The sequence below is a fragment of the Micromonospora sp. WMMD1076 genome (assembly GCF_029581475.1).
Taxonomy (GTDB): domain Bacteria; phylum Actinomycetota; class Actinomycetes; order Mycobacteriales; family Micromonosporaceae; genus Micromonospora; species Micromonospora aurantiaca.
The window spans coordinates 4,190,783-4,214,508 of record NZ_CP120862.1; the positions used below are offsets into that span (position 1 = coordinate 4,190,783).

Sequence of the window (23,726 nt, forward strand, 5' to 3'; positions counted from 1 at the left end):
GGCCCCCGGAAGGGCCGGCCGTTCCTACGGGTGTCGGTTCACCAGAGCTGCTGGACGATGTCCGCCGCCTGCTCCTCCCACTGCGCGTACGCGTACGGGTAGGCGGACACCTGGACGGTCTGCGCGGCGGTGGTCAGCGGCAGCTCCTGCCAGCCGCCGACGTTCTTCAGCGCGTTGAAGAACGCCTTGCTGGAGTACTCCGGGTCGGTGATCTGCTCGGACGTGCCCCAACCGGACGACGGGCGCTGCTGGAACAGGCCCTCCGAGTCGTGGTCGTTGTACGCGCCGAGGTGACCCAGGTTGTACAGCTTCGACTCCTGGAGCGAGGTCGCGACGCCGATCACGGCGCCCCGCTCCCCCACGCCCGTCTCCTTGGCCGCGTCGACGATGGCCTTGGCGTTGTCGAGCTGCGCGTCGTCGAGCGGGATGCGCGACTGCGCGCCCTCGACGCCGTGCGGCACGAGCTTCTCCTTGGCCGGCCGGTCGGCCCTGGTCGGCACCTTGTCCAGGCCGGTGGTCTGGCCGGGCTTGACCGCCTCGGTGGAGGTCTTCTTGCCGGTGGCCAGGTCGATCGCGGCCTTGGCGCCGGCGTGCGGCCCGCTGGTCACAGGCGCGGCCACGGCGACGGGGCCGACGGCCAGGCCGCCCAGTACGGCCACCCCCGCCACGCTCAGCGCGGCACGGCGGTTACGGGAGACGGCGGCGGTCTTCGCGACGGCGGTCTTCGCGATGGCGGGGAGCCATCGAGTGACGTGCTGCTTCACGATGGTTGCCCTTTCGATCGTTACGACGCGCTCCGGGGTGAGCGCCCCTCGACTGACTACGGCCGGGTAGGTGTTTGGCTTCCGGCGGTACGGGGGACACAACGGGCCCGCCGTGTCGGTCATTCCGGAAATGCCGGGCAGGGCCGAGGCTGCGGTCCAGGTCACCCGCGATTCCGGGCAGCGGCTACCGGAGCGCGGTGGACGGGACGGACCGGGACGATCAGGCCGGAACGCCGAACCGGACCAGCACGTGCCAGAGCTGCTTGAGGTGCGCAAGCGTCACCGCGGCAGGTCCCCGGTCGGCCCAGCGCTGCGGCTCGCGTACCACCGAGGCGGCCGCGCGGCCGACGAGCGCCGCGTGCAGCGGCTCCCCCGGCCGGGCGAACTCGGCTGCCACCCGTACGGCCAGCGGCGGGATGTCCGGGCCGCGGAACTCGGCGTCGACGCCGTCGACGGGCAGCACGAAGCCGGGGTGGAAGCGCAGCGCCACGCCGTGCCGCGCGGCGATGCCCGCCAGGCGGCGCCCCGCGTCGGTGCCGCGGAACGACGGGTCGACCACCAGCGCCTCGACGTCGCGGGCCAGGCTGATCTCGCCGTGCACCTGCGCCTCGACGTAGTCGTCCAGCGCCCGGCCGACCCGCCCGGACTCCCGTTCCCGGCGGCGCAGCAGCGTCCGCAGCAGCGTGCCGGTGTCCATGCCGGCCACGCCCAGGGCGACGCCGGTACCGGCGGTGGCGGTCAGCAGCGCCGCGAACACCGGCTCGAAGACGTCGACGGTGCCGAACTCGGTGGGCTCGATGTGGCTGTCACCGAAGCTGAACGTCGCCCGGGCCAGCACCTCCGGGCGCAGCCGCAGGTGACACGAACCGAACCGGGGGCACGCGCCGTCGGCGTGGTCGAGCAGGTTCAGGCCGCCGTACTTCGGGCGGTCCGCGGGGAGCACGCCGGGACGCTGGTACGCCCCGCCGAACATCGCCCGCTCCCAGACGTCCCGGTCGCCGCCCGGGTACGCGGTCAGCCCGCCGTTGGAGATGCCGGTCTCGAACTGGCTGCGGTAGACGCCCTCCTCGTCCAGCGCCTCGGCCACCGCACGGCCGTCCCGCAGCACCCGGTCGGGGTGGAAGTTGACAGTCAGGCGCCCGTACCCGGTCACCGCGGCGACGACCTCCTCGTACCGGTAGGTGGCGCCGGAGGCGGTGAGGTGGCCGGCGATGACGGCGAGCGCTGCCGGACGGTCGCGCAGTGCGATGTCGCGGACGTGGCGCAGCGCGGCGGACTGGGCGGCGGTGAGTGTGGCGACGGACACGGGCCCGAGTATCACCGGACGGAACCTCGCCCGGCCACACGGTTTCGGTGCCGTCCGAAGCGGACTGACGCCCGCGCGGACGGGCCGGGAGATGCCGCGGGCCCGGACCGGACTGCTCCGGCCGGGCCCACGCGGGTGTCCGGTCCTCAGTGGCCCCGGGCGATCCACTCGTCCAGGTGCGGCGCCTCGGCCCCGATCGTGGTGTCGTCGCCGTGCCCGGTGTGCACCACCGTCTCCGGCGGCAGCGTGAGCAGCCGGGTACGGATCGACTCGACGATGGTGCCGAAGTCGCTGTACGACCGGCCGGTCGCGCCCGGTCCACCAGCGAACAGGGTGTCGCCGGTGAAGACCGCGCCCAGGTCGGGGGCGTACAGGCTGCACGCGCCGGGGCTGTGGCCGGGCGTGTGCAGCACCCGCAGCGTGGTGCCGCCGACGGTGAACGTCTGCCCGTCGGTCAGCTCACCGTCCGGGGCCGTGGCCGGGTGCACCATGTCCCACAGCACCCGGTCGGCCGGGTGCAGCAGCACCGGCGCGCCGGTGGCCCGGGCCAGCTCGGGCGCGACCCGGACGTGGTCGTCGTGGGCGTGGGTGGCGATGATCGCCACCACCCGCCGGTCACCGATCACCTCGCGGACGGCGGCCACGTCGTGCGGCGCGTCGAGGACGACGCACTCGGCGTCGTCGCCGATCACCCAGACGTTGTTGTCCACGTCGAACGTCTGGCCGTCGAGCGAGAACGTGCCGGAGGTGACGGCGTGGTCGACGCGTGCGGTCACGGGAAGACCACCACCGAGCGCAGCACGTCGCCGTGGTGCATCCGGGCGAACGCCTCCTCGACCTGGTCGAGGGCGATCTCCTCGGTGACGAACGCGTCCAGGTCCAGCCGGCCCTGCCGGTACAGCTCGGTCAGCATCGGGAAGTCGCGGCTGGGCAGGCAGTCGCCGTACCAGCTGGACTTGAGCGCGCCGCCGCGACCGAAGACGTCCAGCAGCGGCAGGTCGACAGTCGTCTCCGGCGTCGGCACGCCGACCAGCACGACTGTGCCGGCCAGGTCGCGGGCGTAGAACGCCTGCTTCCAGGTCTCCGGACGGCCGACCGCGTCGATCACCACGTCGGCGCCGAAGCCGCCGGTGGCCGCGCGGATCGCCTCCACCACGTCGTCCTCCGAGGCGTTGACGGTGTGGGTGGCGCCGAACCTGCGCGCCCAGTCGAGCTTGCGGGAGTCGGTGTCCACCGCGACGATCGTGGTCGCGCCGGCGAGGGCCGCGCCGGCCACCGCCGCGTCACCGACGCCGCCGCAGCCGATCACCGCGACCGAGTCGCCCCGGGTCACGTTGCCGGTGTTCATGGCCGCGCCGAGACCGGCCATCACGCCGCAGCCGAGCAGGCCGACCGCAGCCGGCCGGGCCGCCGGATCGACCTTCGTGCACTGCCCGGCGTGCACGAGCGTCTTCTCGGCGAACGCGCCGATGCCGAGCGCGGGCGTCAGCTCGGTGCCGTCGGTGAGGGTCATCTTCCGGGTCGCGTTGTGGGTGGCGAAGCAGTACCACGGGCGGCCGCGCCGGCAGGCCCGGCACTGCCCGCAGACCGCGCGCCAGTTGAGCACCACGAAGTCGCCGGGCGCCACGTCGGTGACGCCGTCGCCCACCTGCTCCACGATGCCGGCGGCCTCGTGGCCGAGCAGGAACGGGTAGTCGTCGTTGATGCCGCCCTCGCGGTAGTGCAGGTCGGTGTGGCAGACGCCGCACGACTGGATGCGGACCACCGCCTCGCCCGGCCCCGGGTCCGGCACCACGATGGTGGTGACCTCCACGGGCGCGCCCTTGCGCCGCGACACGACTCCCCGGACTTCCTGGCTCACGGTGCCTCCTTCGTTCATGCGTCTGCACCCAGAACCTACCGCTGATCATGATCCGCGAACCAATGAAGCCCGGCGGATTGTCCTGGTCGTGACCGGGTACCCGGCGTGCCGGTTCTACCAGGTGGGACGGGAGTGATCATGAGGCTGTCGCATGCGCCGCTGCGGGTCGCCATCGGCGCGTACATCCTGAACTCGGGGCTGGGCAAGCGGACCCTGGAGGGCGAGGCCGCCGCGGGCATGCACGGTATGGCGGCCGGCGCGCTGCCGCAGCTGCGGCAGATCCCGCCGGACCGGTTCGCCAGGCTGCTGTCCCGGGGTGAGATCGCGCTGGGGACGGCGCTGCTCGCCCCGTTCGTCCCGTCGCTGCTGGCCGGGGCCGCGCTCACCGCGTTCGGCGCGGGCCTGGTGCAGCTCTACCTGAAGACGCCGGGCATGCGCGAGGGCACCAGCCTGCGGCCGAGCGAGGCCGGCATCGGCCTGGCCAAGGACGTGTGGCTGGTCGGCGCGGGGCTGACCCTGGTGCTCGACTCGCTGGTCCGGCACCGGCGCTGACCCGGCCGCGCCGAGGCCGCGCCCGGCCGCCCGCGCACTGCCGAGCCGCCCGCGTACTCAGGCCGGCGCCGGGACCGCGGCGGCGGCCCGCTCGCCGGCGAGCCGGCGGCGGGCGGCGTTGCGGTAGCGCAGCACCTGCGCCGCGCCGAGCGCCCAGAGCAGGAACTGCACGGCGAACGCCCAGCGGAACGCGGACAGCGGAGGCGCGTCCCGCCCGGCCGGGGTGGCCAGGTCGAGCACCAGGCCGACGGCCAGGATCAGTGCGATCGAGGCGACGAAGCCGCCCACGTTGACGATGCCGGTGGCGCTGCCGATGCGGTGCACCGGGTTGAACGTGCGGGCGTAGTCGAACCCGATCATCGAGCCGGGGCCGTTGACCGCGAGCACCACCACGAGCGCCACCAGCAGCGCGTGCGGCGCCCGGCCCGGCCAGGCCAGCACCACCGCCCAGACCGTGGCGGTGGCGGCGGTGATCGCGAAGACCGCCACCGAGCGGTGGAACGGGTGACGCGAGCACAGGTGCGCGATCACCGGCCCGCACACGAGCGTCACCACAGTCATCAGCGTGAGCATCCCGGCCGCCGCGGTCGGCGAGAACCCCTGCCCCTGCACCAGGAACGGGTACCCCCACAGCAGGGCGAACACCGAGCCGGAGAACTGGGTGACGAAGTGTGTCCACAGGCCCAGCCGCGTGCCGGGCTGCGCCCAGGCGTCGGCGAGCTGCCGCCGTACGGTGGCCAGGCCGGGAGCGAGCGCGGTGGCGTGTTCGGCGTGCGGGGTGTCGCGTACCGCGACGAGGACCAGCAGCAGGACCGTCGTGCCGAGCGCCGCGGCGGTCAGGAACGCCGGGGTCCAGCCCGCGCGGTGCAGCAGCAGCACCAGGGGCACGGCGCCGAGCACCGCACCGAACTGGCCGACGGTGCCGGTGAGCTGCACCAGCAGCGGGTTGCGCCGGCCGGGGAACCAGAACGCGACGATGCGCAGCACGCTGATGAAGGTCATGGCGTCGCCGAGACCGACGAGCATCCGGGCGGCGACGGCGGCCGGTACGTCGGTGGCGACCGCGAACAGGAGCTGCCCGGCCACCATGAGCGCGCCGCCGGCGAGCAGCAGCCGGCGCGAGCCGTAGCGGTCCAGCAGCACCCCGACCGGCACCTGCATGACGGCGTAGACGGCGAGCTGGGCGACGGAGAACGTGGCGAGCGCGGCGGCGTTGACGTGGAAACGCTCCGCCGCGTCGACCCCTGTGACGCCGAGAGAGCTGCGGTGGAACACGGCCGTCAGATAGGCGGTGACGGCCACCGCGTACACCAGGGCGGCGGGGCGGCGACCCGCGTTCACCGCAGCGTCCCGAGCATCCGCGCGGCGGTGTCGATGTGCGCGGCGACCGCGTCGTGCCACGCCTGCGGGTCGTCGCCGTCGAGCGCGGCGAGCTGACCGGCGTGCTCGGTGAGGGCGACCTCGGCCCAGCCGGGCGAGAGCCGGAAGCTCGCCTCGCCCATGCGTAGCTGCCGGTCGCGCAGCCGGTGGTACAGCTCGGCCAGGATCTCGTTGCCGGCCGCCTCGACCACCGCGGCGTGGAACGAACGGTCGGCGGCCATCAGGGTGGTGATGTCACCGGCGGCGTGCGCGCGGCGCATCTCGTCCAGCCATCGGGCCAGGTCGGCGCGCAGCTCGGCGCGGCGCGGCCAGGCCCGGTCGGCGGCGTGCAGCTCGACCAGTCGGCGGGCCTCGATCACGTCGGCGATCTCCCGGGCCGACACCGGCCGGATCAGCGCGCCGCGCTTCGGGTAGAGCTTGACCAGGCCCTCGGTCTCCAGCCGCAGCAGCGCCTCCCGGACCGGGGTCCGGGACACGCCCGTCGCCTCGGCGATCTCGCCCTCGCTGACGAGGTGGCCGCCCGGGTAGACCTGTTCCAGGATGGCCTGCTTGAGGTGCCGGTACGCCCGCTCGGCGGCGGACGGCGCGACCCGGCTGGGATGCGTCATGTATCTAAGACTGCTCCCCGGGTCGCCCGGACGGCCCGGCGCGGGCCCGGACAGTGGCGAAGGCCACGGTCAGGCCCACAGCTCCCGCAGCAGCGCCTCCACCTCGGCGGTCCGCTCGATCTGCGGCATGTGCCCGGTGTCGCGGAACAGGTGGCTGCGCGCGTTCGGCAGCCGGGTCCGGGCATACGCCAGATGCGCGGCGGGCAGGATCAGGTCCCGCTCGCCCCAGACCAGCAGCGTGGGCAGGTCCAGCGCGGCCACCACGTCGAGCAGTTCGGCCCGCCACCGCGGGCGTACCCCGCGCCAGGTGCCCAGGTCGCGGACCAGCTCCAGCATCACCCTCGCGGCATGCGGCTGCCCGGCCACTGCGAGCGCGGTGGCGATCCGCTCCTCGGTGACGTACGCCGGGTCGTAGAAGACGGCCCGCTCGGTCCGGCGGGCCGTCGTCGGATGCGGGCGCAGCAGCAGCCGGGCCACCGGGCGTACCGCGAGCAGCCGCAACGCCACCGTCACCTCGCGGCCGAAGCCGGCGCTGTTGAGCAGCGCCAGGCTGGCGGCGCGCCGCGGCGTCCACGGGCGGCCCGTCGCCGCTGATCCGGCAGCGGGTACGCCGCCCGTCGACGGTGTGCTCACCGGCCGGGGGCAGGGCGAGCGTCACGTCCGGCGTCCGGGTTCCGTCGCGGCCTCCTCGCCGGTCGGAGAAGACGGCACCGGCACGCCGGCGTCGGCCCGGAGGGTCGGCACGTCGGCGTCGGCCGGAACGGCGGGTGCCTCGGCGGGCGGAGCCACGGGCGTCCCGGCGGGCGGAGTTGCGGGCGCGGCGTCGCGCCGGGCCGGGCGGGGGCGCATGCCCAGGGCCAGCACCCGGCCGTACCCGGCGGGGACGACGCGGACGAGCAGGTCGGGCAGCTTCGCCGACCAGCCGATCAGCACCCGGCCGCGACGGCGCTGCGCGCCGCGCAGGATCACCTCGGCGGCGGTCGCCGGGTCGATGGTGAGCAGCTTCTCGAACTGCTTGCGCCCGGCCTCGTACTCGTCGAGGGTTACGCCGCTGCCGACGCGGGCGCTGGCGGCGATCCGGGTGCGGATGCCGCCCGGGTGCACCGACGTGACGCCGACGCCGTCGTCGACGAGTTCGTGCCGCAGCGCCTCGGTGAAGCCGCGTACGGCGAACTTGCTCGCCGCGTACGCGGCCTGCCCGGCGGGGGCGATCAGCCCGAACAGGCTGGACACGTTCACCAGGTGGGCGCCGGGTTCGGCCTTGAGCGCGGGCAGCAGCGCGTGGGTCAGGCGGACCACCGCCCGGAAGTTGATCTCGATGACCCAGAGGAACTCCTCCAGGGTGACCTGGTCGAAGCGCCCGCCCAGCGCCACCCCGGCATTGTTGATCAGCAGCCGGATCCGGGGGTGCGCGCGGTGGATCCCGGCGGCCACCCGGTCGGTGGCGTCGGCGTCGGCCAGGTCGACCACGTGGGTCTCCACCCGCCGGTCCGGGTACGCGGCCCGGATCGCGGCGGCGGTGCCGGCCAGGCCGTCGGCGTCCCGGTCGAGCAGCACCAGGTCGGCGGCGCGCCGGGCCAGCCCGTGCGCCAGCGCCGCGCCGATGCCGCTCGCCGCGCCGGTGAGCACCGCCGTGCCGCCGGGGAAGACGAGGTCACGCATCGGTTCCTCCGGAGCTGGTCGTAGTGGCCGGGGCGGTGGCGGGCGCGCCGGCGCGGGCGAACCGTACGCCGTCGGTGAGCGGGCCGTGCCGCATCAGGCGTACGTCGCGGGGATAGTTCTGGTGCAGCCGCCACGGCGCCTGCGGCCCCTGCTTGGGTAGCTGGTCGACGGCGCGCAGCACGTAGCCGGACTGCAGGTCGATGATCGGCACCAGGTCGTCGGTGTCCGGGGCGAGCGGCGTGACGATCTGCCGGCCGGTGTCGTCGAGGTGGCGCAGCAGCCGGCAGACGTACGTGGCGACGAGGTCGGCCTTGAGCGTCCAGGAGGCGTTGGTGTAGCCGATGGTCATGGCGAAGTTCGGCACGCCGGACAGCATCATGCCCTTGTAGGCAACCGTCGAGGCGAGGCCGACCTCGGCACCGTCGACAGCCAGCGTCATGCCGCCGAGCGCGAGCAGGTTGAGGCCGGTGGCGGTGACCACCACGTCGGCGGGCAGCTCCTCGCCGGAGGCGAGCCGGATGCCGTGCTCGGTGAACGTGTCGATGGTGTCGGTCACCACCGACGCGCGGCCGGCGCCCAGCGCGGCGAACAGGTCCCCGTCCGGCACCACGCACAGCCGCTGGTCCCACGGGTTGTAGCGGGGTGAGAAGTGCCTGTCGACGTCGTACCCGGACGGGAGGCGGCCCTTCGCGGCCCGGCGCAGGAACCGCTTCACCACGCCGGGGGCGCGGCGGCTGAGCTGGAAGTTGGCCACGCCGAGCGCGACGTTCTTCCACCGGGCCACCGCGTACGCGGCCTTCGGGGGCAACCAGCGCCGCGCGGCGTCGGCGAACGGGTCGCGCGAGGGCAGCGCGATCACGTACGTGGGTGAGCGCTGGAGCATGGTGACGTGGGCGGCCCGCTCGGCCATGGCCGGGACCAGTGTGACAGCCGTGGCGCCGCTGCCGATCACGACGACCCGCTTGCCGGCGTAGTCCAGGTCGTCGGGCCAGTGCTGCGGGTGCACGAGCGCGCCGGCGTACCGCTCGACGCCGGGGAACCGCGGCGTGTAGCCCTCGTCGTAGCGGTAGTAGCCGGAGTTGGTGAACAGGAACCCGCAGGTGAGGGTGACGTCCTCGCCGGTGTCGTCGCGGTGGGCGTGCACGGTCCAGCGCGCGGTGGCGCTGTCCCACTCGGCGCGCACCGCCCGGTGGTGGAAGCGGATGTGCCGCTCCACGTCGTACTCGCGGGCGGTCTGCCGGACGTACGCCCGGATGGAGTCGCCGTCGGCGATCGCCTTCGGGTCGGTCCACGGCTTGAACGAGTAGCCGAGTGTGTACATGTCGGAGTCGGAGCGGATGCCCGGGTAGCGGAACAGGTCCCAGGTGCCGCCGACGGCGCCCCGGGCCTCCAGTACCGCGTAGGTCTTGCCGGGGCACTCCCGTCCGAGGTGGACGGCGGCGCCGATGCCGGACAGGCCGGCCCCGACGATGAGGACGTCGACGTGGTCTGCGGCCATCGCTTCTCCCGTTCGCACCGGCGGTGGACCGGACACTATCCATCGCCGTCGACCGCAGTCAACACCGTGTCGAGTCGAATCGACAGGGTGTCGAGCGGGTGTAGCATCAGCCGACATGACGACCGCCCGTACGCCGACCGGCGCCGCGCCGACGCGCGGGCGGCGGGCCGGCCGGTCCACCGGCGACGACCGGGAGACCGCGATCCTGGCCACCGCCGAGCGGTTGCTGGCCGAGCGTTCCTTCGCCGACATCTCCATCGACGACCTGGCGCGCGGCGCGGGGATCTCCCGGCCCACCTTCTACTTCTACTTCCCGTCCAAGGACGCGGTGCTGCTCACGCTGCTCGACCGGGTCACCGAGGAGGCCGACGCGGCCGCCGGGGGCGTGTTCGAGCGGCTCGCCGAGGATCCGCGCGCCCACTGGCGGGAGCTGATCGCCCGGTTCCACGCCACCTTCGGCGGGCACCGGGACGTGGTGCTGGCCTGCGCACAGGTGCGCGGCACCAACGCCGAGGTGCGGCGGCTCTGGGCCGAGGTGCTGGAACGCTGGGTCCGCGCGGTGCAGGCGTCCATCGAGGCCGAACGCGCGCGCGGCGCGGCCCCGGGCGGGCTGCCCGCCCGGGACCTCGCCATCGCGCTGAACTCGATGAACGAACGGGTCTGGTACGCCACGTTCGCCGGGGACGGCCCGGCGGTGGCCGAGCGGGACGTGGTGGACGTGCTGCTCGACGTGTGGCTCACCGCGATCTACCGGACCACCACGCCGCCGGTCATGCCGTCCGGCGGAACTCCATGACCCAGTTGGTCTCCCAGGTCCGCTCGCCGTCGGTGGAGAACGCCTGCTCCCAGCGGCAGGAGTCAGCGGTGATCGCCGACCAGATGAACCGGCAGCGCACCGGCCGTCCCTCGTCGGTGTCGTCGGCGTGGAACGTACCGACGCCGCCGGTGAACCGGCCCACCACCGGCGGCAGGTCCAGCATCCCGCGGCGGCTGTGCATCCAGTAGATCGACCACAGCCCGGTCGACGGGTTCAGGATGCGCACCGTGGCGCCGGAGAAGCCCCGGCTCGGGCAGCGAATCTCGTCGAAGCTGCCCGCGCCGTCGAAGAACGAACGCGCCTCGCTGACGCCGGCGAACTCGTCCCAGTCGTCGCTGCCGACGTGCCGCTGCCGCAGGCGCCGGTTGGTCACGTCCCAGGTGCCGACGAAGAAGTCGAAGTCGCCCATCAACGGCCCACCGGCCCCTCGGCCCGGGCGTCCGCCAGGTAGCCGGCGAGGTCCGGCCGGTCCGGCGCGAGCACGTGCCGGATCCAGGCGGTGCGCTCGTGTTCCAGCACGCCCAGTTCCCAGACGCAGCCGACGCCGGGACGGGTCAGGTCGACGAAGTGCGCCGGGTCGTCGTCCGGGCAGTCCAGCGCGGGCTGCCCGGCGATCGCGATGCGGCACTCGACCACGTTGTCGAAGAACCAGCTGTACGCCAGCAGGTACGCCCCGGTGTCCGCGCCCCGGTGCAGCACCACCCAGCTCGCCGGCGGGGTGGAGCCGTCCGGGGCGGGCAGCAGCGCCGGCAGGTACGCGTACGCGGCGTCGACCACCCGCGGTTCGAGGCGGCGGTCCGGCTGGTCCATGTGGTAGCGCTTGACGTGCCGGCCGGCCACCTCGACGGTCCCCGGCACTGTCAGCTCCTTGTCGTGAAAAGCCATGCGGGCACGCTAGGACCGCTTCCCTGACAGCTAGTGTCAGTGGAATGCGAGCCAGTCGACTCCTGTCCATCCTGCTGCTCCTCCAGGCGCACGGCCGGCTCACCGCCGCCGACCTGGCCGCCCGCCTCGAGGTGTCGGCGCGCACCGTCTACCGGGACGTGGAGGCGCTGCACGCGGCGGGCATCCCGTTGTACGGCGAGGCCGGACACGACGGCGGCTACCGGCTCGTGGAGGGCTGGCGGACCCGGCTGACCGGGCTGACCGTCGAGGAGGCGGACCGGCTGCTCTTCGCCGGGCTCCCCGGACCCGCGGCCGAGCTGGGCTACCAGTCGGTCGTCACCGCCGTACAGCTCAAACTGCGGGCCGCGCTGCCCGCACCGCTGGCCGACCGGGCGGCCCGGCTGGAGCAGCGGTTCCACCTGGACACACCGGGCTGGTACTCCGACGGCGACCCGTCGCCGCACCTGGCCGAGGCCGCGGAGGCGGTGTGGCGGCAGCACCGGGTCCGGGTGCGGTACCGGGGCTGGCGGGGCGAGACGACCCGGATCCTCGAACCGTACGGGCTGGTGCTCAAGGGCGGGCGCTGGTATCTCGTCGCCGCCCGGCCGGACCGCGCCGACCCGGCCACCTACCGGGTCAGCCAGATCCTCGACCTGACCCCGCTGCACGAGCCGTTCGAGCGGCCGGAGTTCGACCTGCCGGCCTGGTGGCGCGCGCACGTGGTGGAGTTCCGGGCCGGCCTGCACCGCGACGAGGCGCGCATCCGGCTGTCACCGCGCGGGTTCGCCCGGCTGCGCGAGGTCGGCAGCGACGTGGTGGTGGCCGCCGCCGAGGCGACCGCCGGACCGCCCGACACCGCCGGGTGGGTGCACGCGGTCATCCCGATCGAGTCGCTCACCCACGCCCACGGCGACCTGCTCCGGCTCGGCGCCGACGTGGAGGTCCTCGCCCCGGAGGCGCTGCGCGCCCGCCTGTCCGAAACCGCCGCCGCCCTCACCGCCCTCTACCACCCGTCCCCGCCGCCCGCCCCGCCTCTTGCCGACTGATCAAGGAGTTCGTGTCCTTCCAGGAGATCGACTCGGACACGAACTCCTTGATCACCGGAGCGGGGTTCGGCGGACCTCGGCCACGGTGGAGAGGGCTCGGTCGATCTCGGAGGGTGGGGTCGCCGCGTACCCGAGGACCAGGCCGGGTGGCTGCGGACGCTGGCCGTGCCAGGACAGCGGGTGGACCTTGACGCCGCGGCGCAGCGCCGCCGCCGCCAGCGCCCGGTCGTCGACGTCGCCGGGCAGCGTGACCGTCAGGTGCAGTCCGGCCGCCGCGCCGTGCACCACCGCCCCCGGCAGGTACGCGCGGACCGCCCGGATCATCGCGTCCCGCCGGCGTACGTGCCGGTGGCGCAGCAGCCGCAGGTGCCGTTCCAGCGCGCCGGACTCCATCAGCTCGGCCAGCACGAGCTGCGGCAACGCCGCGTTGCCGAGGTCGGCCGCCCGCTTCGCAGCCACCACGTCGGCGTGCAGCGCGGGCGGCACCAGCATCCACCCGATGCGCAGCGCCGGCGCGAGCAGCTTGGAGATGCTGCCGACGTAGCAGACCCGATCCGGCGCCATGGCACGCAGCGCCGGCACCGGCGGCCGGTCGTAACGGTGCTCGGCGTCGTAGTCGTCCTCCACCACGAGCCCGCCGTCGCGTGCCCACCGCAGCAGCCGCCGGCGCCGGTCACCGTCGAGCACCACCCCGGTCGGGAACTGGTGCGCCGGGGTGAGCAGCACTGCGGGCGCGCCGGACCGCTCCAGCTCGTCGACGCACAGGCCCCTGTCGTCCACCGGGATCGGCGGTGTCGCCAGCCCGGAGTAGACCAGGTGCTGCCGTACGCCCAGCGAGCCGGGATCCTCCACCGCGACGGTGTGCGTACCCCGGTCGTGCAGCACCCGGGCGAGCAGGCCGAGCGCCTGGGACACCCCGGCCACGATCACCACCTCGGCCGGGTCCGCGCGGACACCCCGGTTGCGGGCCAGCCAGTTCGCGACCGCGAGCCGCAGCGCGGGCGTGCCGGCCGGGTCGCCGTAGCCGAGCGCGGCGGGCGTCATCCGGTGCAGCACGGCCCGCTCGGCCCGCAGCCAGGCCGCGCGGGGAAAGGCCGCCAGATCGGGTACGCCGGGGGTCAGGTCCACCTGCGCGGGTACGGCGCGCAGCTCGTCGAACGCGTCGACGCCGGGCCGGGTGGCGAACACCTGCGGTGCTCTCCTCGGCTCGGGCGGCCGGGTGACCACGGCGGCCGGCGTGGCGACCACCACCGTTCCGGCCCGGCCGCGTCCGGCCACCTGCCCGTCCTCGGCCAGCCGCTGGTACGCCTCGGTCACCACACCGCGGGAGACACCCAGCTCGGCGGCGAGCACCCGGCTGGCGGGCAGACGGGTGCCCACCGGCGCCCGGCCGTCGGCGATGGCGGACCGCAGCCGGGCGGCCAGCCAGTCCGCGCGGCCACCGGGCGGCGCCTCGCCGACGTCGAGCTGGAGGAAGTCAGCGCCGACCGCTTTGGACTCCTCGGGAACGGCAGCTTTGGCCCTGTCCATCGGACCATTATGGGCACAGGCTGGACCGCATGACAGCCGCCTTCCTGCTGACGTCCCTCGTCGTCGCGATCACTCCGGGCACCGGGGTGATGCACACGCTCGCCACCACAGTGACCGCCGGACGCCGGGCCGGCCTGGCCGCTGCCGCCGGGGGCACGCTCAGCCTCGTCCCGCACGTGATCGCCGCGGTGACCGGACTGGCCGCCCTGCTGCGCGCCGGCACCCCGGCGTTCCGCGTGGTGACCTGGCTGGGCGTGGCGTACCTGCTCTGGATGGCCTGGTCGGCGCTGCGCGACCGCGGCACGTTCACCCTCGACGGCGACCGGCCCCCGCGTCCGGCGGCGGCCGTGTTCCGGGACGGGGTGCTGCTGAACCTGCTGAACCCGAAGGTGACTGTGTTCTTCGTGGCGTTCCTGCCGCAGTTCGTACCGCCGGACGCGCCCGCCGCCACAGCGCGCATGCTCGCCTGCGGCCTGGTGTTCATGGCCGTCACGCTGCTGGTGTTCACCGGGTACGGGCTGCTGGCCGGCGCGTTGCGCCGCCGTGTGCTGTCCCGGCCCCGGCTGACCGGGCTGCTGCGGCACGCCTTCGCCGGCAGCTTCCTCGTCCTGGGCCTCGGCCTCGCGTTCACCGCCTAGCCCTCAGCACCTGGAAGGAGTCTTCCCGTGCGTTTCCGGCACTCCCCCGAGATCTGGTCGGCATTTCCGGAACTGACCTGCGGCGTCCTGCACGCCACCGGCATCACGCCGGACGCCGACGTCACGCCACGGCTGGCCGGGTGTCTCGGCGCCGCCCGGGACCGGCTCGCCGCCGGGCCGGAGGGTGGCTTCCCGGAGATCCAGGCGTGGCGTCGCGCGTTCACCGAATGGGCTGCCCGCCGACCCGCTACCGCTGCGCGGCCGAGTCGCTGCTGCGCCGGTTGCAGCCGGGACGGGAACCTGCCCCGGCTGCATCCGCTCGTGGACCTCGGCAACGCGCTCTCCACCCGGTACGCGGTGCCGGTCGCAGTGCTCGACCTGGCCCGGATCGACGGCGACCTGACAGTGCGCCCGGCCGACGGCACGGAGTCCCATCTAGGGCTCGGCGGGGAGCGCGAGCAGCCCGCGCCGGGCGAGGTGATCTTCGCCGACCAGGACGGACACGCGCACGCCCGGCGCTGGTGCCACCGGCAGAGCGGCGCGTCAGCGGTACGGGCCGGCACCACCGAGGTGCTGGTGGTGGTCGAGGCGATGCACGACCGGGCGGCGCCGACCGTACGCCGGATGCTGGACGACCTGGCGGCGGCGCTGGACGAGCTGTGGCGCGTGCCGTCGCGGACGGCGCTGCTCACGGCTGACGCGCCGGAGTTCGCCGTGCCGGTCCGGACGTGCTGACCCGCCGGCGGGGTGACGGTCGGTCGCGCGGCGTGGTCGCCGGTGCGCAGGCTCCGGGCGTCCGGCGGCCACGCCCGGCTCGTCGTCAGGCGTCGGGGTCGGTCCGGTCGCGCGCCATCAGCTCGTCGAACTCGGCCGGGGTGATCTCGCCGGTGCGCAGCCGCCGGGCGTCGGCGGCGAACCGGGCCATCGCCGCGCCGCCCGGGTCCGGCTCGGTGAGCAGCCCGGCGTCGGCTGTCAGGGCGCTCGCGGCACCCGCCACGTCATGCCGATCGACCGGCTCGCCGTGCAGCTCCCGCAGGGCGTCGGCGAGTCGCGCGTCGGCGGCGTCGCCGGTGCCCCACCAGCGCCGGGCGAGATCGACGGTGCGGCCGAACGAATCCTCCCCCACCCGTTCGGCCCGTATCTCGGCGCGCATCATGCGCAGGAAGCGGATTGTCACAGCGTCGGAGTCGTCGGCGATCACGCCGGTACCCTAGCGAGCGGCTACGACGAAACCGCCGGGCGAGCCGGGGTCGTCCGGCCGGTTGAGGTCGCCACCCGCGGGTAGTGCGCGGACATGCCCGAACGATACGAGGACTACGACCGCGTCGCGATCGTCACCGGCGCGGACTCCGGCATCGGCAAGGCGTGCGCGGTGGCGCTCGCCGAGGCCGGTTACGACATCGGCATCACCTGGTACGGCGACGCGGCGGGCGCCGGCCGCACCGCCACCGAGGTACGCGCCACCGGCCGCCGCTGCGAGACCGTGGAGCTGGACCTGACCCGGCTGCCCGAGGCGGCGGCGGTGGTCGACGAGCTGGCCGACCGGCTCGGCGGCCTGGGTGTGCTCGTCAACAACGCCGGCACCGGCCTGTCCGAGCCGTTCGTGGACGTGAGCTGGGAGAAGTGGCGGGACGTGCTGGCGGTGGACCTGGACGGGCCGTTCCTGTGCTCACAGCGGGCCGCCCGGCGGATGCGCGCGGCCGGGCGCGGTGGGCGGATCATCAGCATCACCAGCGTGCACGAGCACGCGCCCCGGGTCGGCTCGTCGGCGTACTGCGCGGCCAAGGGCGGGCTCGGCCTGCTCACGAAGGTGATGGCGCAGGAACTGGCGGCCGACGGGATCACAGTCAACGCGGTCGCGCCGGGTGAGATCGCCACGCCGATGACCGGGCAGGAGGACGTCGACCCGTTCACGCAGGACCGTCCCGGTGTGCCGGTGGGACGGCCGGGTGACGCGCGGGAGGTGGCGGCGGTGGTGGCGATGCTCGCCTCGCCGGCTGCGGCGTACGTGACGGGGGCGTCGTGGGCGGTGGACGGGGGGATGCTGCTGATGGGGCCGCAGGCTTCTGCGCTCTCCTCCCACTCGTGGCGCGCTGCCTAGTCCTCGGTCGCTGGTCAGGGCCAGGTCGCCTTGCGGGCTGCGTAGCAGGTCGAGGACCGCAAGGCACTCGGGCGGTTGTCAGCCGTTCGTGCGTTCCCGGACGCCGATGTCACACCGGACGGACCCCGCCCTTTCTTGTCGATCATGAGGTTGGCGGCGCTTCCGGTCCGGTTTGTCGCCGTCAACCTCATGATCGACGGGGTGGGGTGGGGATGGGAGGGGGTGGGTGCGGAGAATGAGGGCGGGGTGTTCGGAGGGGAGCTGTGGGGGTGGACGGGCCGGTGGCGGGCGGAGGCGGGCGGGAGCTGCGGGCGGACTGCTCGCGCTGCGCCGGAGTGTGCTGCGTCGCGCCGGCGTTCACCGCGTCGTCCGACTTCGCCATCGACAAGCCCGCCGGACGGCCCTGCCCGAACCTGGGCGCCGACTTCCGCTGCGGCATCCACACCGAACTGCGGCAACGCGGCTTCCCCGGCTGCACCGTGTTCGACTGCTACGGCGCCGGTCAGCACCTCACCCGGCACACGTTCGCCGGCCGCGACTGGCGCGCCGACCCGGCCACCGCACAGCGGATGTTCGACAGCTTCGCGGTGCTGCGGCCGCTGCACGAGCTGCTGTGGTACCTGACCGAGGCGGTACGCATGACCCCGCCCGGCGCGCTGCGCGACGAGCTGACCGCCGCGCTCGAAGAGACCGGCCGGCTCACCGATGGCGCCCCGGACGAGCTGCTCGCCCTCGACGTCGACGCGCACCGGGACCGCGCCAACCGGCTGCTGTCCCGCGCCGCCGAGAAGGCGCGCGCCGGGCGGGCCGGCCCGGACCGCCGGGGCGCGATGCTGATCGGGGCGGACCTGCGCCGTACCCCGCTGACCGGGGCGAACCTGCGGGGCGCCTGCCTGATCGGGGCCGACCTGCGGGGCGTACGCCTCGGCGCCGCCGACCTGACCGGCGCGGACCTGCGGGGGGCCGACCTGCGCGGCGCGGACCTGGGCGAGTGCCTGTTCACGCACCAGTCGCAGCTCGACGCCGCACGCGGCGACCACCGCACGGTGCTGCCGCCGGGGCTACGCCGTCCGGCCCACTGGTCCCTGACGCTGACTCCGGCGCGCCCCCAGCCGCCCCGCCCGCGCCACCGACCCCGACCCCGCTGACGCCCCGCGCCCCCGCGCCCGCGCCCCCACAGCGTTGATCAAGGAGTTTGTGTCTCGTCCGGGGCCGGGTCGGGACACGAACTCCTTGATCACCGCGAGACGGGGCCTGGGCGGGCGTGGGTTTGGTGGGAGTGGGGTGGGGTAGGCGGCGCGGACGACTGCCGACCGACGGGAGGGCCACCGGTGGGGTATCGGGCACGCGACGGTGAGGAGCCGGTCGACCCGGCGCACGCCGAGGACGAGGCCGGGCAGGTTCCGCTGGTGCAGACGGCCGCGGACACCGACGTGCCGGCGCCCGCTCCCGGAGCGCCGAAACCGGACGAGGTGACCGAGGACAACGGATCCGGCATGGCGGGCGGCGCCTCCGGAAGCAGCTCGGGCGGCTCCTCGATGCCGACCCACCCGGACGCGGCCCGCGGACCGGACGCCGCCCGCTGAACGGGCGCGAGCCGACCGAACGTTTGCCGTCACCCGCTGCGGGCAGGAGTGCGACATGACCAGTGAAGAGTCCTTCGGCCGCGCGGCCGGCGACGAACCCGACGGCGCGACCGCGTACGAGGCGTCCCTGCGCCCGCCGGGCGAGTCCCTGCACACCACCGACGACACCGGTGACGACTTCGCCGACCTGCCCGCCGAGGACCGGCGGTCGGCACGGGAGGTCAGCCGCGCCGGTTACGACGTGGCCGCGGTCTCCGGCACCGGCGACCCGTCCGAGGAGCCGGAGGAGACCGAGGAGGGCCGGCCGCTGCGCTGAGCCGTACGCGGGGCGGCCGCCGCGCCGCTCCGCGCCTCGGTCATGCCCCGGTTCGCCAGCGCGTCGGCACGCTCGTTCTCCGGGTGCCCGTTGTGGCCCTTCACCCACAGCCACGTGACGTCGTGCCGGGAGCACGCCGCCTCCAGCGCCTGCCACAGGTCGGCGTTCTTCACCGGCTGCTTCGCGGCGGTCAGCCAGCCGTTGCGCTTCCACGCGTTCAGCCAGCCGGTGATGCCGTTGCGCACGTACGTGCTGTCGGTGTGCAGCCGTACCGTCACCGGCCGGGTGAGGCTCTCCAGCGCGCGTATCGCGGCGGTCAGCTCCATCCGGTTGTTGGTGGTCGGGGTGGCCTCGCCGCCGCACAGCTCCCGCTCGTGCCCGCCCCAGCGCAGCACCGCGCCCCAGCCGCCGGGCCCCGGATTGCCGCTGCACGCGCCGTCGGTCCAGATCTCCACGACCCGGCCGGTCTCCGCCTCCGCCATGCCCGGCAACCTACCGGGTACGCGAGCACGCGGGACCACCCGACCCGCCGCACCCGGCTAGCGTGCGGGCATGACCACTCCCCCGGACTTCGCCACGCTCTGCAACTTCCGTGACCTCGGCGGCTGGCGGACCGGCGACGGCCGCACCGTCGCCCGGGGCCGCCTCTACCGCTCCGACTCGCTGGCCAAGCTCGCCGGTGCCGATCTGGAACGGTTCGCGGCGCTCGGCGTGCGCACCGTGATCGACCTGCGGTACCCGTGGGAGATCGCCGACCGCGGCCGGGCCCCGGAGAGCCTCGGCGTCACCTGGCACAACCTGAGCATCGAACACCGGCCGTACGTGCAGGCCGACATCGACCCCGACGTGGACCCGTGGCGCTACCTGGCCGACCGGTACGCCGAGGTGGCCGAGGACGGCGTGGCCGAGCTGCGCCGGGCGATCGAGGTGATCGCGGACGGCGAGCACCCGCTGGTGTTCCACTGCGCCTCCGGCAAGGACCGCACCGGGCTGCTCGCCGCGCTGGTGCTGTCCCTGCTCGGCGTCGACGAGGACCGGATCGCGGCGGACTTCGCGCTCACCGAGCAGGCCACCGACCGGCTGGTCGCCGAGTGGCGGGACCGGAACGGCGGCACCACGCCGGGCTGGCCGGCGTACGGGCGGGCGCCGGCCGAGATCATCCGGCTGGTGCTGGCCGACCTGCGGGCCGCGCACGGTTCGGTGCACGGGTACGTGACCGGCCGGCTCGGCGTCGGCACGGAGACGATCGACGCGCTGCGCGCCCGGCTGCTGACCGGCGGCACGAACCCGCTGCCCACCCAGGGCACCACCGGCAGTACGCCGGCCGCGGTCACCCGCTGAGCGCCGCCGGGAGCCGGCACCGAGCGCCGTCGCCGTCCAGACGACGAGCCTGACGGCACCCCGGCGGCACTGCGGCAATCGGGCCGGGTGCCGCGTCAACCCGGTGACAGCGCCACCGACGAGCGGTGACGACGGCGGACCGGCACCCCCGTGGCCGCGAAAAGCAGACGACGCCGATGCCACGTTCTGGCACGCTGCATGATCATGGACACGCGGTGGGACGGCCTGCGGGCCGAGGTACGGGCGACGATCGACGAGCTGGTCACCTCCGGGCGGGAGGCCGGTGTGCAGGTGGCCGCGTACCTGGACGGGGTCGCGATCGTCACCGAGCAGGCCGGTCCGGCCGACACCACGACGGGCCGGCCGATGACCGCCGACACGCCCGTGCACGCGGTCTCCACCGGCAAGGGCCTCACCGCCACGGTGGTGCACGTGCTGGCCGAGCGGGGACGGCTCGACTACGACCTGCCGCTGGCGCGGGTGTGGCCGGAGTTCGCCCGGCACAACAAGGACGGCATCACGCTGCGGCACGTCCTCACCCACACCGCCGGCCTGCCCGCGCTGCCGGCCGACGTGACGCCGGAGGACTTCACCGACTGGGCGCGCATGTGTGACCTGCTGGCCGACGCGCGGCCGCTGTGGACACCGGGCGAGCGGCTCGCGTACCACGCCTGGACGTGGGGCTGGCTGCTCGGCGAGGTGGTCCGGCGGGTCACCGGCGCCCCGGTGTCGCGGGTGCTCGCCGAGGAGGTGGCCGGGCCGCTCGGCGTGGACCGGGAACTGTTCCTCGGCGTACCGCAGGCGGACCTGCCCCGGCTGGCCCGGCTGGAGGACGCCGGCCTGTCCGCGCTGATGACCTGGGCCGGGGCCAACCTGCCGCACTTCGACGCGGTCGCCCCGCCCGCGGTACGCCCCGACACCGTCATCGGCTCCCGCCCGGACGTGCTGCGCGCCGACGTGCCGTCGGTCGGCACGATGAGCGCCCGCGCGGTGGCCCGGATGTACGCGGCGCTGATCGGCCCGGTCGACGGGGTCCGGCTGATCTCCGCCGAGCGGATGCGGGAGGTGTCCGCCCCCGCGGTACGCGCGCCGGAGTGGGTGTTCGGGCAGGAGAGCACGTTCGGGCTCGGGTACGCGGTCGAGGACGACGGGTCGTTCGGCACCGCCGGTAGCGGCGGGAGCCTCGCGTTCGCGTACCCGGAACTGGGGTTGACGGTGGCGGCGGTGCGCAACCGGCTCGGCGCGGGCGACGGCGACCCGATGGAGCAGCTACGGACGCTGGTGCGCGACCGCGTCGCCGAGGCGACCGGCCACCGAGGCTAGCGGCGCAGGCGGGCGCGCAGCCGGCCGGCCGCGTCGCCGAGCACCGCGCCGGTCATCGGCAGCAGCGGGCTGGACCGCATCACCGCCAGGTCCTCGGCCGGGCCGGTCACGCCGTCGAGGAACCGCAGCACCCGCTCCGGCGGGTTGCGGTCGAACAGCCGCTCGAAGAACTCCACCCCGCCGACGTGCCCCCGATCCAGCGCGCGCAGCGCGACCGCGTCCATCCACAGGTGCCGTCCCGGATACGCGGGCGCCGGCACCGGCGGGCGGCCGGCGGCGAGCGCGCGGGCCACCTGGTCGGCCTGGCGCAGCATCGCGGAGAACGTGAACCCGGTGGACGGGCGGGTCGCCCCACCGGCAGTGCCCAGCCGCACCACCCGAGGGCTCGGGCGGGACTCGAACGGCCCGTCGGTCATCGGGATCACCCCGTCCTCGACCTCCCGCACCCGCAGCGCGGCCAGGTCGAGGCCGAGCAGGCCGGCGTACCCGCGCAGCGCCGCGTCGTAGCCCGCGTCGTCGAGCGGCTCCGGCCCGAACCCGGTGTACTCGACGAGCGCGAACCGGTCGTCGACCGGCAGCACGTACCCGAAGGACACGCCGCACGCCGGCTGCGGCGTGCGGAAGTCCATCAGCACCGCCCGCTGCGGGTCGAACGCCGGCCGGTCGGCGGCCAGCCACCAGCCCCGGAAGTGCTGCAACCAACTGGTACGCCCCGGCCGCTTCGGCCGCCGGGGCCGCGAGTCGAGCACCCACCCGGCCCGCACGAGATCCCGCCCGTCCGGGTCGCGGACCGTGACCCGCTCACCGTCGTCGTGCAGCTTCCCCGCCGGGGCGCTGATCCGGACCGCGTCCAGCCGCCGCTCGGCCGCGGCAGCCCGGTCGTAGACCGGGGCGGAGCGGAGCATGGCGTACCGCAGGGGGTCGAGCGTCAGGACGCGGCGGCCGGCGTGCGTGACCACGTCGACCTGCGACCAGCTCGCGCTCAGCATCGGGTCGAGGTCGTCGCCGGGCCGGCCCCAGAACGCCCAGGTGCGGTCCTGGCCACGCTTGTGCACCGGGTCGACCACCGCGACCCGCAGCCCGGTCACGTCGTGGCGGTCCAGCGCGGCCAGGACCAGGGACGCGGCGCCGCCGCCGCCAACCAGCGCGAGGTCGACGTCGACCGGGAAGGAAGCGTGCATCCGGCCACGCTGCCACACCGGCGGAGGCGGCCACCGCCCGACCCGCGCTCAGGCCACCGGCGCGGGCTTCCGCGGAGCCGGCCCGGCGTAGGCGGCGGCCACCGTCGCCCGGCCGAAGACCCGCCACGTCGCGGCGATCACCGCGACCGCCACCACGAAACCCGCCCAGTACGGCGCGGTGATGCCGAACCGGGCCGCCACCACGCCGCCGAGCAGCGCACCGACGCAGTTGCCGCCCGCCGCGACGAACAACGTGGTGCTGCCGACCCGGCCCATCAACGCGGGCGGGGTGAGGCGCTGCCGCAGCGAGTTCGCCACGATGTTCCACAACGCGCTGTGCGCCCCGAACGCGAACAGCGCGAACCCGACCACGACCGCGCTGCGGGAGGCGGCGAGCGCCAGGTGCAGCCCCGCCTCGACCAGCAGCCCGGTCCGCACCGTCCAGGTGGGCGTGATGGCGGCGATCAGCCGGTCCCCCACCAGCGAGCCGAGCACACCGCCCACTGCCATGCAGGTGAACAACGCGCCGTAGCCGACCGAGCCGAGACCGAGCCGCTCGGTGGCGAGCAGCACCAGCACCGCCACCGCAGCGGTGAGGGTGACGTTCAGCAGGCCGATCAGCACCGTCATGGTGCGCAGCAGCCGCTGCCCCCACAGCCAGCGGAACCCCTCCGCGACCTCCGCCCGCACCGAGCGCCGCTCGTCCGGCGCCGTCCCGCCCCGGTACGTCCCGGCGAGCAGCCCGACCAGCACGGCGCTCAGCGCGTACGTGCCGGCGTTGAGCGCGAACGGCAGCGACGCCGCCAGCACGAACAGGAACCCGCCGAGCGGGCCGGCGATCATGTTCTGCATCACCTGGGTGCCGCCGCCCAGCCAGCCGTTGGCGCGTTCCAGCAGGGAGCGCGGCACCACCGCCGGCAGCACCGCCTGCGCGGCGGTCCGGAACACCACCTCGCCGGTGTTCACCACGAACAGGACCGCGTAGAGCAGCGCGATCCCGGCCCGGTCGGCCAGCATCGCCGCCGCCAGCACGGCCAGCGCGCCGACGCGCACCCAGTCGATGAGCACCATCAGCCGCCGTCGGTCCACCCGGTCGGCGAGCACACCGCCGGGCAGCGCGAACAGCAGCCACGGCAGCCACGACACCGCCGCCCCGGCCGACACCACCAGCGGATCGTCGGTGATCGACGCCACGTACAGCGGCGCGGCCACCGTCGCCGTCCCGCTTCCCAGCGCGGACAGCGTGCTCGCCGTCCACAGTCGGGCGAAGCGCCCGCCGAGCCGTTCCCCCGTCACGGCGAGGCAACCTACCAGCGGCGACGCGCCCCGCC

General features: G+C 74.8%; 27 protein-coding genes. 11 read left to right on the forward strand and 16 right to left on the reverse strand.

The features are described from left to right. Window positions 1–38 precede the first annotated feature (38 nt). From O7622_RS19945 to O7622_RS19960, 4 genes are all read right to left on the reverse strand, one after another. Entirely contained in the window at window positions 39–764 is a 726-nt protein-coding gene (locus tag O7622_RS19945; protein ID WP_282309674.1) for a hypothetical protein, read from the reverse strand. A gap of 220 nt (window positions 765–984) precedes the next feature. After that, window positions 985–2,085 carry a DUF3626 domain-containing protein gene (locus O7622_RS19950; protein WP_348774035.1) on the reverse strand — a complete coding sequence of 367 codons (1,101 nt, stop codon included), beginning with the start codon at window positions 2,083–2,085 and terminating at the stop codon, window positions 985–987. A gap of 131 nt (window positions 2,086–2,216) precedes the next feature. Beyond that, on the reverse strand, window positions 2,217–2,846 hold the full coding sequence (locus O7622_RS19955; protein WP_282309676.1) for an MBL fold metallo-hydrolase: 630 nt from the start codon (window positions 2,844–2,846) through the stop codon (window positions 2,217–2,219). Continuing rightward, window positions 2,843–3,931, reverse strand: a complete 1,089-nt coding sequence (locus O7622_RS19960) for an S-(hydroxymethyl)mycothiol dehydrogenase (protein ID WP_282309678.1) — start codon at window positions 3,929–3,931, stop codon at window positions 2,843–2,845. Before O7622_RS19960 ends, O7622_RS19955 begins: the two co-directional genes overlap by 4 nt. A gap of 138 nt (window positions 3,932–4,069) precedes the next feature. Between O7622_RS19960 and O7622_RS19965 the strand changes: the two genes are divergently transcribed. Continuing rightward, the gene (locus O7622_RS19965) at window positions 4,070–4,483 is read left to right on the forward strand and encodes a hypothetical protein (protein ID WP_282309679.1); all 414 of its coding nucleotides are present in this window, start codon (window positions 4,070–4,072) and stop codon (window positions 4,481–4,483) included. Between the two features lie 57 nt (window positions 4,484–4,540). Here O7622_RS19965 and O7622_RS19970 read toward each other — a convergent pair whose 3' ends face one another. The 5 genes from O7622_RS19970 to O7622_RS19990 all read right to left on the reverse strand — a co-directional run bounded on the left by O7622_RS19970 (window position 4,541) and on the right by O7622_RS19990 (window position 9,631). Next, entirely contained in the window at window positions 4,541–5,824 is a 1,284-nt protein-coding gene (locus O7622_RS19970; protein WP_282309680.1) for an MFS transporter, read from the reverse strand. Further along, on the reverse strand, window positions 5,821–6,471 hold the full coding sequence (locus O7622_RS19975; RefSeq protein ID WP_282309681.1) for a GntR family transcriptional regulator: 651 nt from the start codon (window positions 6,469–6,471) through the stop codon (window positions 5,821–5,823). Before O7622_RS19975 ends, O7622_RS19970 begins: the two co-directional genes overlap by 4 nt. A gap of 69 nt (window positions 6,472–6,540) precedes the next feature. Further along, a complete protein-coding gene (locus tag O7622_RS19980) occupies window positions 6,541–7,104 on the reverse strand; it encodes an alpha/beta fold hydrolase (protein ID WP_282309682.1) in 564 nt (187 codons plus the stop codon). A 21-nt stretch (window positions 7,105–7,125) separates the two neighbouring features. Continuing rightward, window positions 7,126–8,133: an SDR family NAD(P)-dependent oxidoreductase gene (locus O7622_RS19985; RefSeq protein ID WP_282309683.1), complete on the reverse strand. Its 1,008-nt coding sequence runs from the start codon at window positions 8,131–8,133 to the stop codon at window positions 7,126–7,128. Continuing rightward, entirely contained in the window at window positions 8,126–9,631 is a 1,506-nt protein-coding gene (locus O7622_RS19990) for an NAD(P)/FAD-dependent oxidoreductase (protein WP_282309684.1), read from the reverse strand. Before O7622_RS19990 ends, O7622_RS19985 begins: the two co-directional genes overlap by 8 nt. 115 nt (window positions 9,632–9,746) lie before the next feature. Here O7622_RS19990 and O7622_RS19995 point away from each other — a divergent pair, with 115 nt between their 5' ends. Then, window positions 9,747–10,427 carry a TetR/AcrR family transcriptional regulator gene (locus tag O7622_RS19995; RefSeq protein ID WP_282309685.1) on the forward strand — a complete coding sequence of 227 codons (681 nt, stop codon included), beginning with the start codon at window positions 9,747–9,749 and terminating at the stop codon, window positions 10,425–10,427. Here the strand turns inward: O7622_RS19995 and O7622_RS20000 are convergent. Together O7622_RS20000 and O7622_RS20005 are read right to left on the reverse strand one after the other, a co-directional pair. After that, a complete protein-coding gene (locus O7622_RS20000) occupies window positions 10,402–10,857 on the reverse strand; it encodes a hypothetical protein (protein WP_282309686.1) in 456 nt (151 codons plus the stop codon). The genes O7622_RS19995 and O7622_RS20000 overlap by 26 nt on opposite strands. Next, on the reverse strand, window positions 10,857–11,333 hold the full coding sequence (locus O7622_RS20005; RefSeq protein ID WP_135240242.1) for a hypothetical protein: 477 nt from the start codon (window positions 11,331–11,333) through the stop codon (window positions 10,857–10,859). The genes O7622_RS20000 and O7622_RS20005 overlap by 1 nt, the downstream gene beginning before the upstream one ends. A gap of 44 nt (window positions 11,334–11,377) precedes the next feature. Between O7622_RS20005 and O7622_RS20010 the strand changes: the two genes are divergently transcribed. Next, a complete protein-coding gene (locus O7622_RS20010) occupies window positions 11,378–12,379 on the forward strand; it encodes a transcriptional regulator (protein WP_282309687.1) in 1,002 nt (333 codons plus the stop codon). 51 nt (window positions 12,380–12,430) lie between these two features. Here O7622_RS20010 and O7622_RS20015 read toward each other — a convergent pair whose 3' ends face one another. Beyond that, window positions 12,431–13,909 (reverse strand): PLP-dependent aminotransferase family protein, encoded by a 1,479-nt coding sequence (locus O7622_RS20015; RefSeq protein WP_282309688.1) that lies wholly within the window; start codon window positions 13,907–13,909, stop codon window positions 12,431–12,433. A 29-nt stretch (window positions 13,910–13,938) separates the two neighbouring features. Here O7622_RS20015 and O7622_RS20020 point away from each other — a divergent pair, with 29 nt between their 5' ends. Both O7622_RS20020 and O7622_RS20025 read left to right on the forward strand, forming a co-directional pair. Continuing rightward, window positions 13,939–14,547: a LysE family translocator gene (locus O7622_RS20020; protein WP_282309689.1), complete on the forward strand. Its 609-nt coding sequence runs from the start codon at window positions 13,939–13,941 to the stop codon at window positions 14,545–14,547. A 27-nt stretch (window positions 14,548–14,574) separates the two neighbouring features. Continuing rightward, the gene (locus O7622_RS20025; RefSeq protein ID WP_282309691.1) at window positions 14,575–15,282 is read left to right on the forward strand and encodes a phenylalanine--tRNA ligase beta subunit-related protein; all 708 of its coding nucleotides are present in this window, start codon (window positions 14,575–14,577) and stop codon (window positions 15,280–15,282) included. Window positions 15,283–15,367: 85 nt separating this feature from the next. Here O7622_RS20025 and O7622_RS20030 read toward each other — a convergent pair whose 3' ends face one another. Next, entirely contained in the window at window positions 15,368–15,748 is a 381-nt protein-coding gene (locus tag O7622_RS20030) for a hypothetical protein (protein WP_282309692.1), read from the reverse strand. Between the two features lie 93 nt (window positions 15,749–15,841). Here O7622_RS20030 and O7622_RS20035 point away from each other — a divergent pair, with 93 nt between their 5' ends. The 4 genes from O7622_RS20035 (at window position 15,842) to O7622_RS20050 (ending at window position 18,550) form a co-directional block, all read left to right on the forward strand. After that, complete coding sequence (locus tag O7622_RS20035; protein WP_282309693.1) at window positions 15,842–16,648, forward strand: SDR family oxidoreductase; 807 nt, start codon at window positions 15,842–15,844, stop codon at window positions 16,646–16,648. A gap of 269 nt (window positions 16,649–16,917) precedes the next feature. Next, entirely contained in the window at window positions 16,918–17,796 is an 879-nt protein-coding gene (locus O7622_RS20040) for a pentapeptide repeat-containing protein (RefSeq protein WP_282309694.1), read from the forward strand. 183 nt (window positions 17,797–17,979) lie between these two features. Continuing rightward, a complete protein-coding gene (locus O7622_RS20045) occupies window positions 17,980–18,234 on the forward strand; it encodes a preprotein translocase YidC (protein WP_282309695.1) in 255 nt (84 codons plus the stop codon). 55 nt (window positions 18,235–18,289) lie between these two features. Then, window positions 18,290–18,550, forward strand: coding sequence for a hypothetical protein (locus tag O7622_RS20050; RefSeq protein ID WP_282309696.1), 261 nt, complete (start codon window positions 18,290–18,292; stop codon window positions 18,548–18,550). On the opposite strand, the gene rnhA is transcribed toward O7622_RS20050, so the two are convergent. Further along, entirely contained in the window at window positions 18,469–19,032 is a 564-nt protein-coding gene (gene rnhA, locus O7622_RS20055; RefSeq protein ID WP_282309697.1) for a ribonuclease HI, read from the reverse strand. The genes O7622_RS20050 and rnhA overlap by 82 nt on opposite strands. A 70-nt stretch (window positions 19,033–19,102) precedes the next feature. Between rnhA and O7622_RS20060 the strand changes: the two genes are divergently transcribed. Then, entirely contained in the window at window positions 19,103–19,891 is a 789-nt protein-coding gene (locus O7622_RS20060) for a tyrosine-protein phosphatase (protein WP_282309698.1), read from the forward strand. 204 nt (window positions 19,892–20,095) lie between these two features. Continuing rightward, the gene (locus tag O7622_RS20065; RefSeq protein WP_282309699.1) at window positions 20,096–21,214 is read left to right on the forward strand and encodes a serine hydrolase domain-containing protein; all 1,119 of its coding nucleotides are present in this window, start codon (window positions 20,096–20,098) and stop codon (window positions 21,212–21,214) included. Here O7622_RS20065 and O7622_RS20070 read toward each other — a convergent pair. After that, the gene (locus O7622_RS20070; RefSeq protein WP_282309700.1) at window positions 21,211–22,395 is read right to left on the reverse strand and encodes a lycopene cyclase family protein; all 1,185 of its coding nucleotides are present in this window, start codon (window positions 22,393–22,395) and stop codon (window positions 21,211–21,213) included. The genes O7622_RS20065 and O7622_RS20070 overlap by 4 nt on opposite strands. A gap of 48 nt (window positions 22,396–22,443) precedes the next feature. After that, a complete protein-coding gene (locus O7622_RS20075) occupies window positions 22,444–23,691 on the reverse strand; it encodes an MFS transporter (protein WP_282309701.1) in 1,248 nt (415 codons plus the stop codon). Window positions 23,692–23,726: the final 35 nt, after the last annotated feature.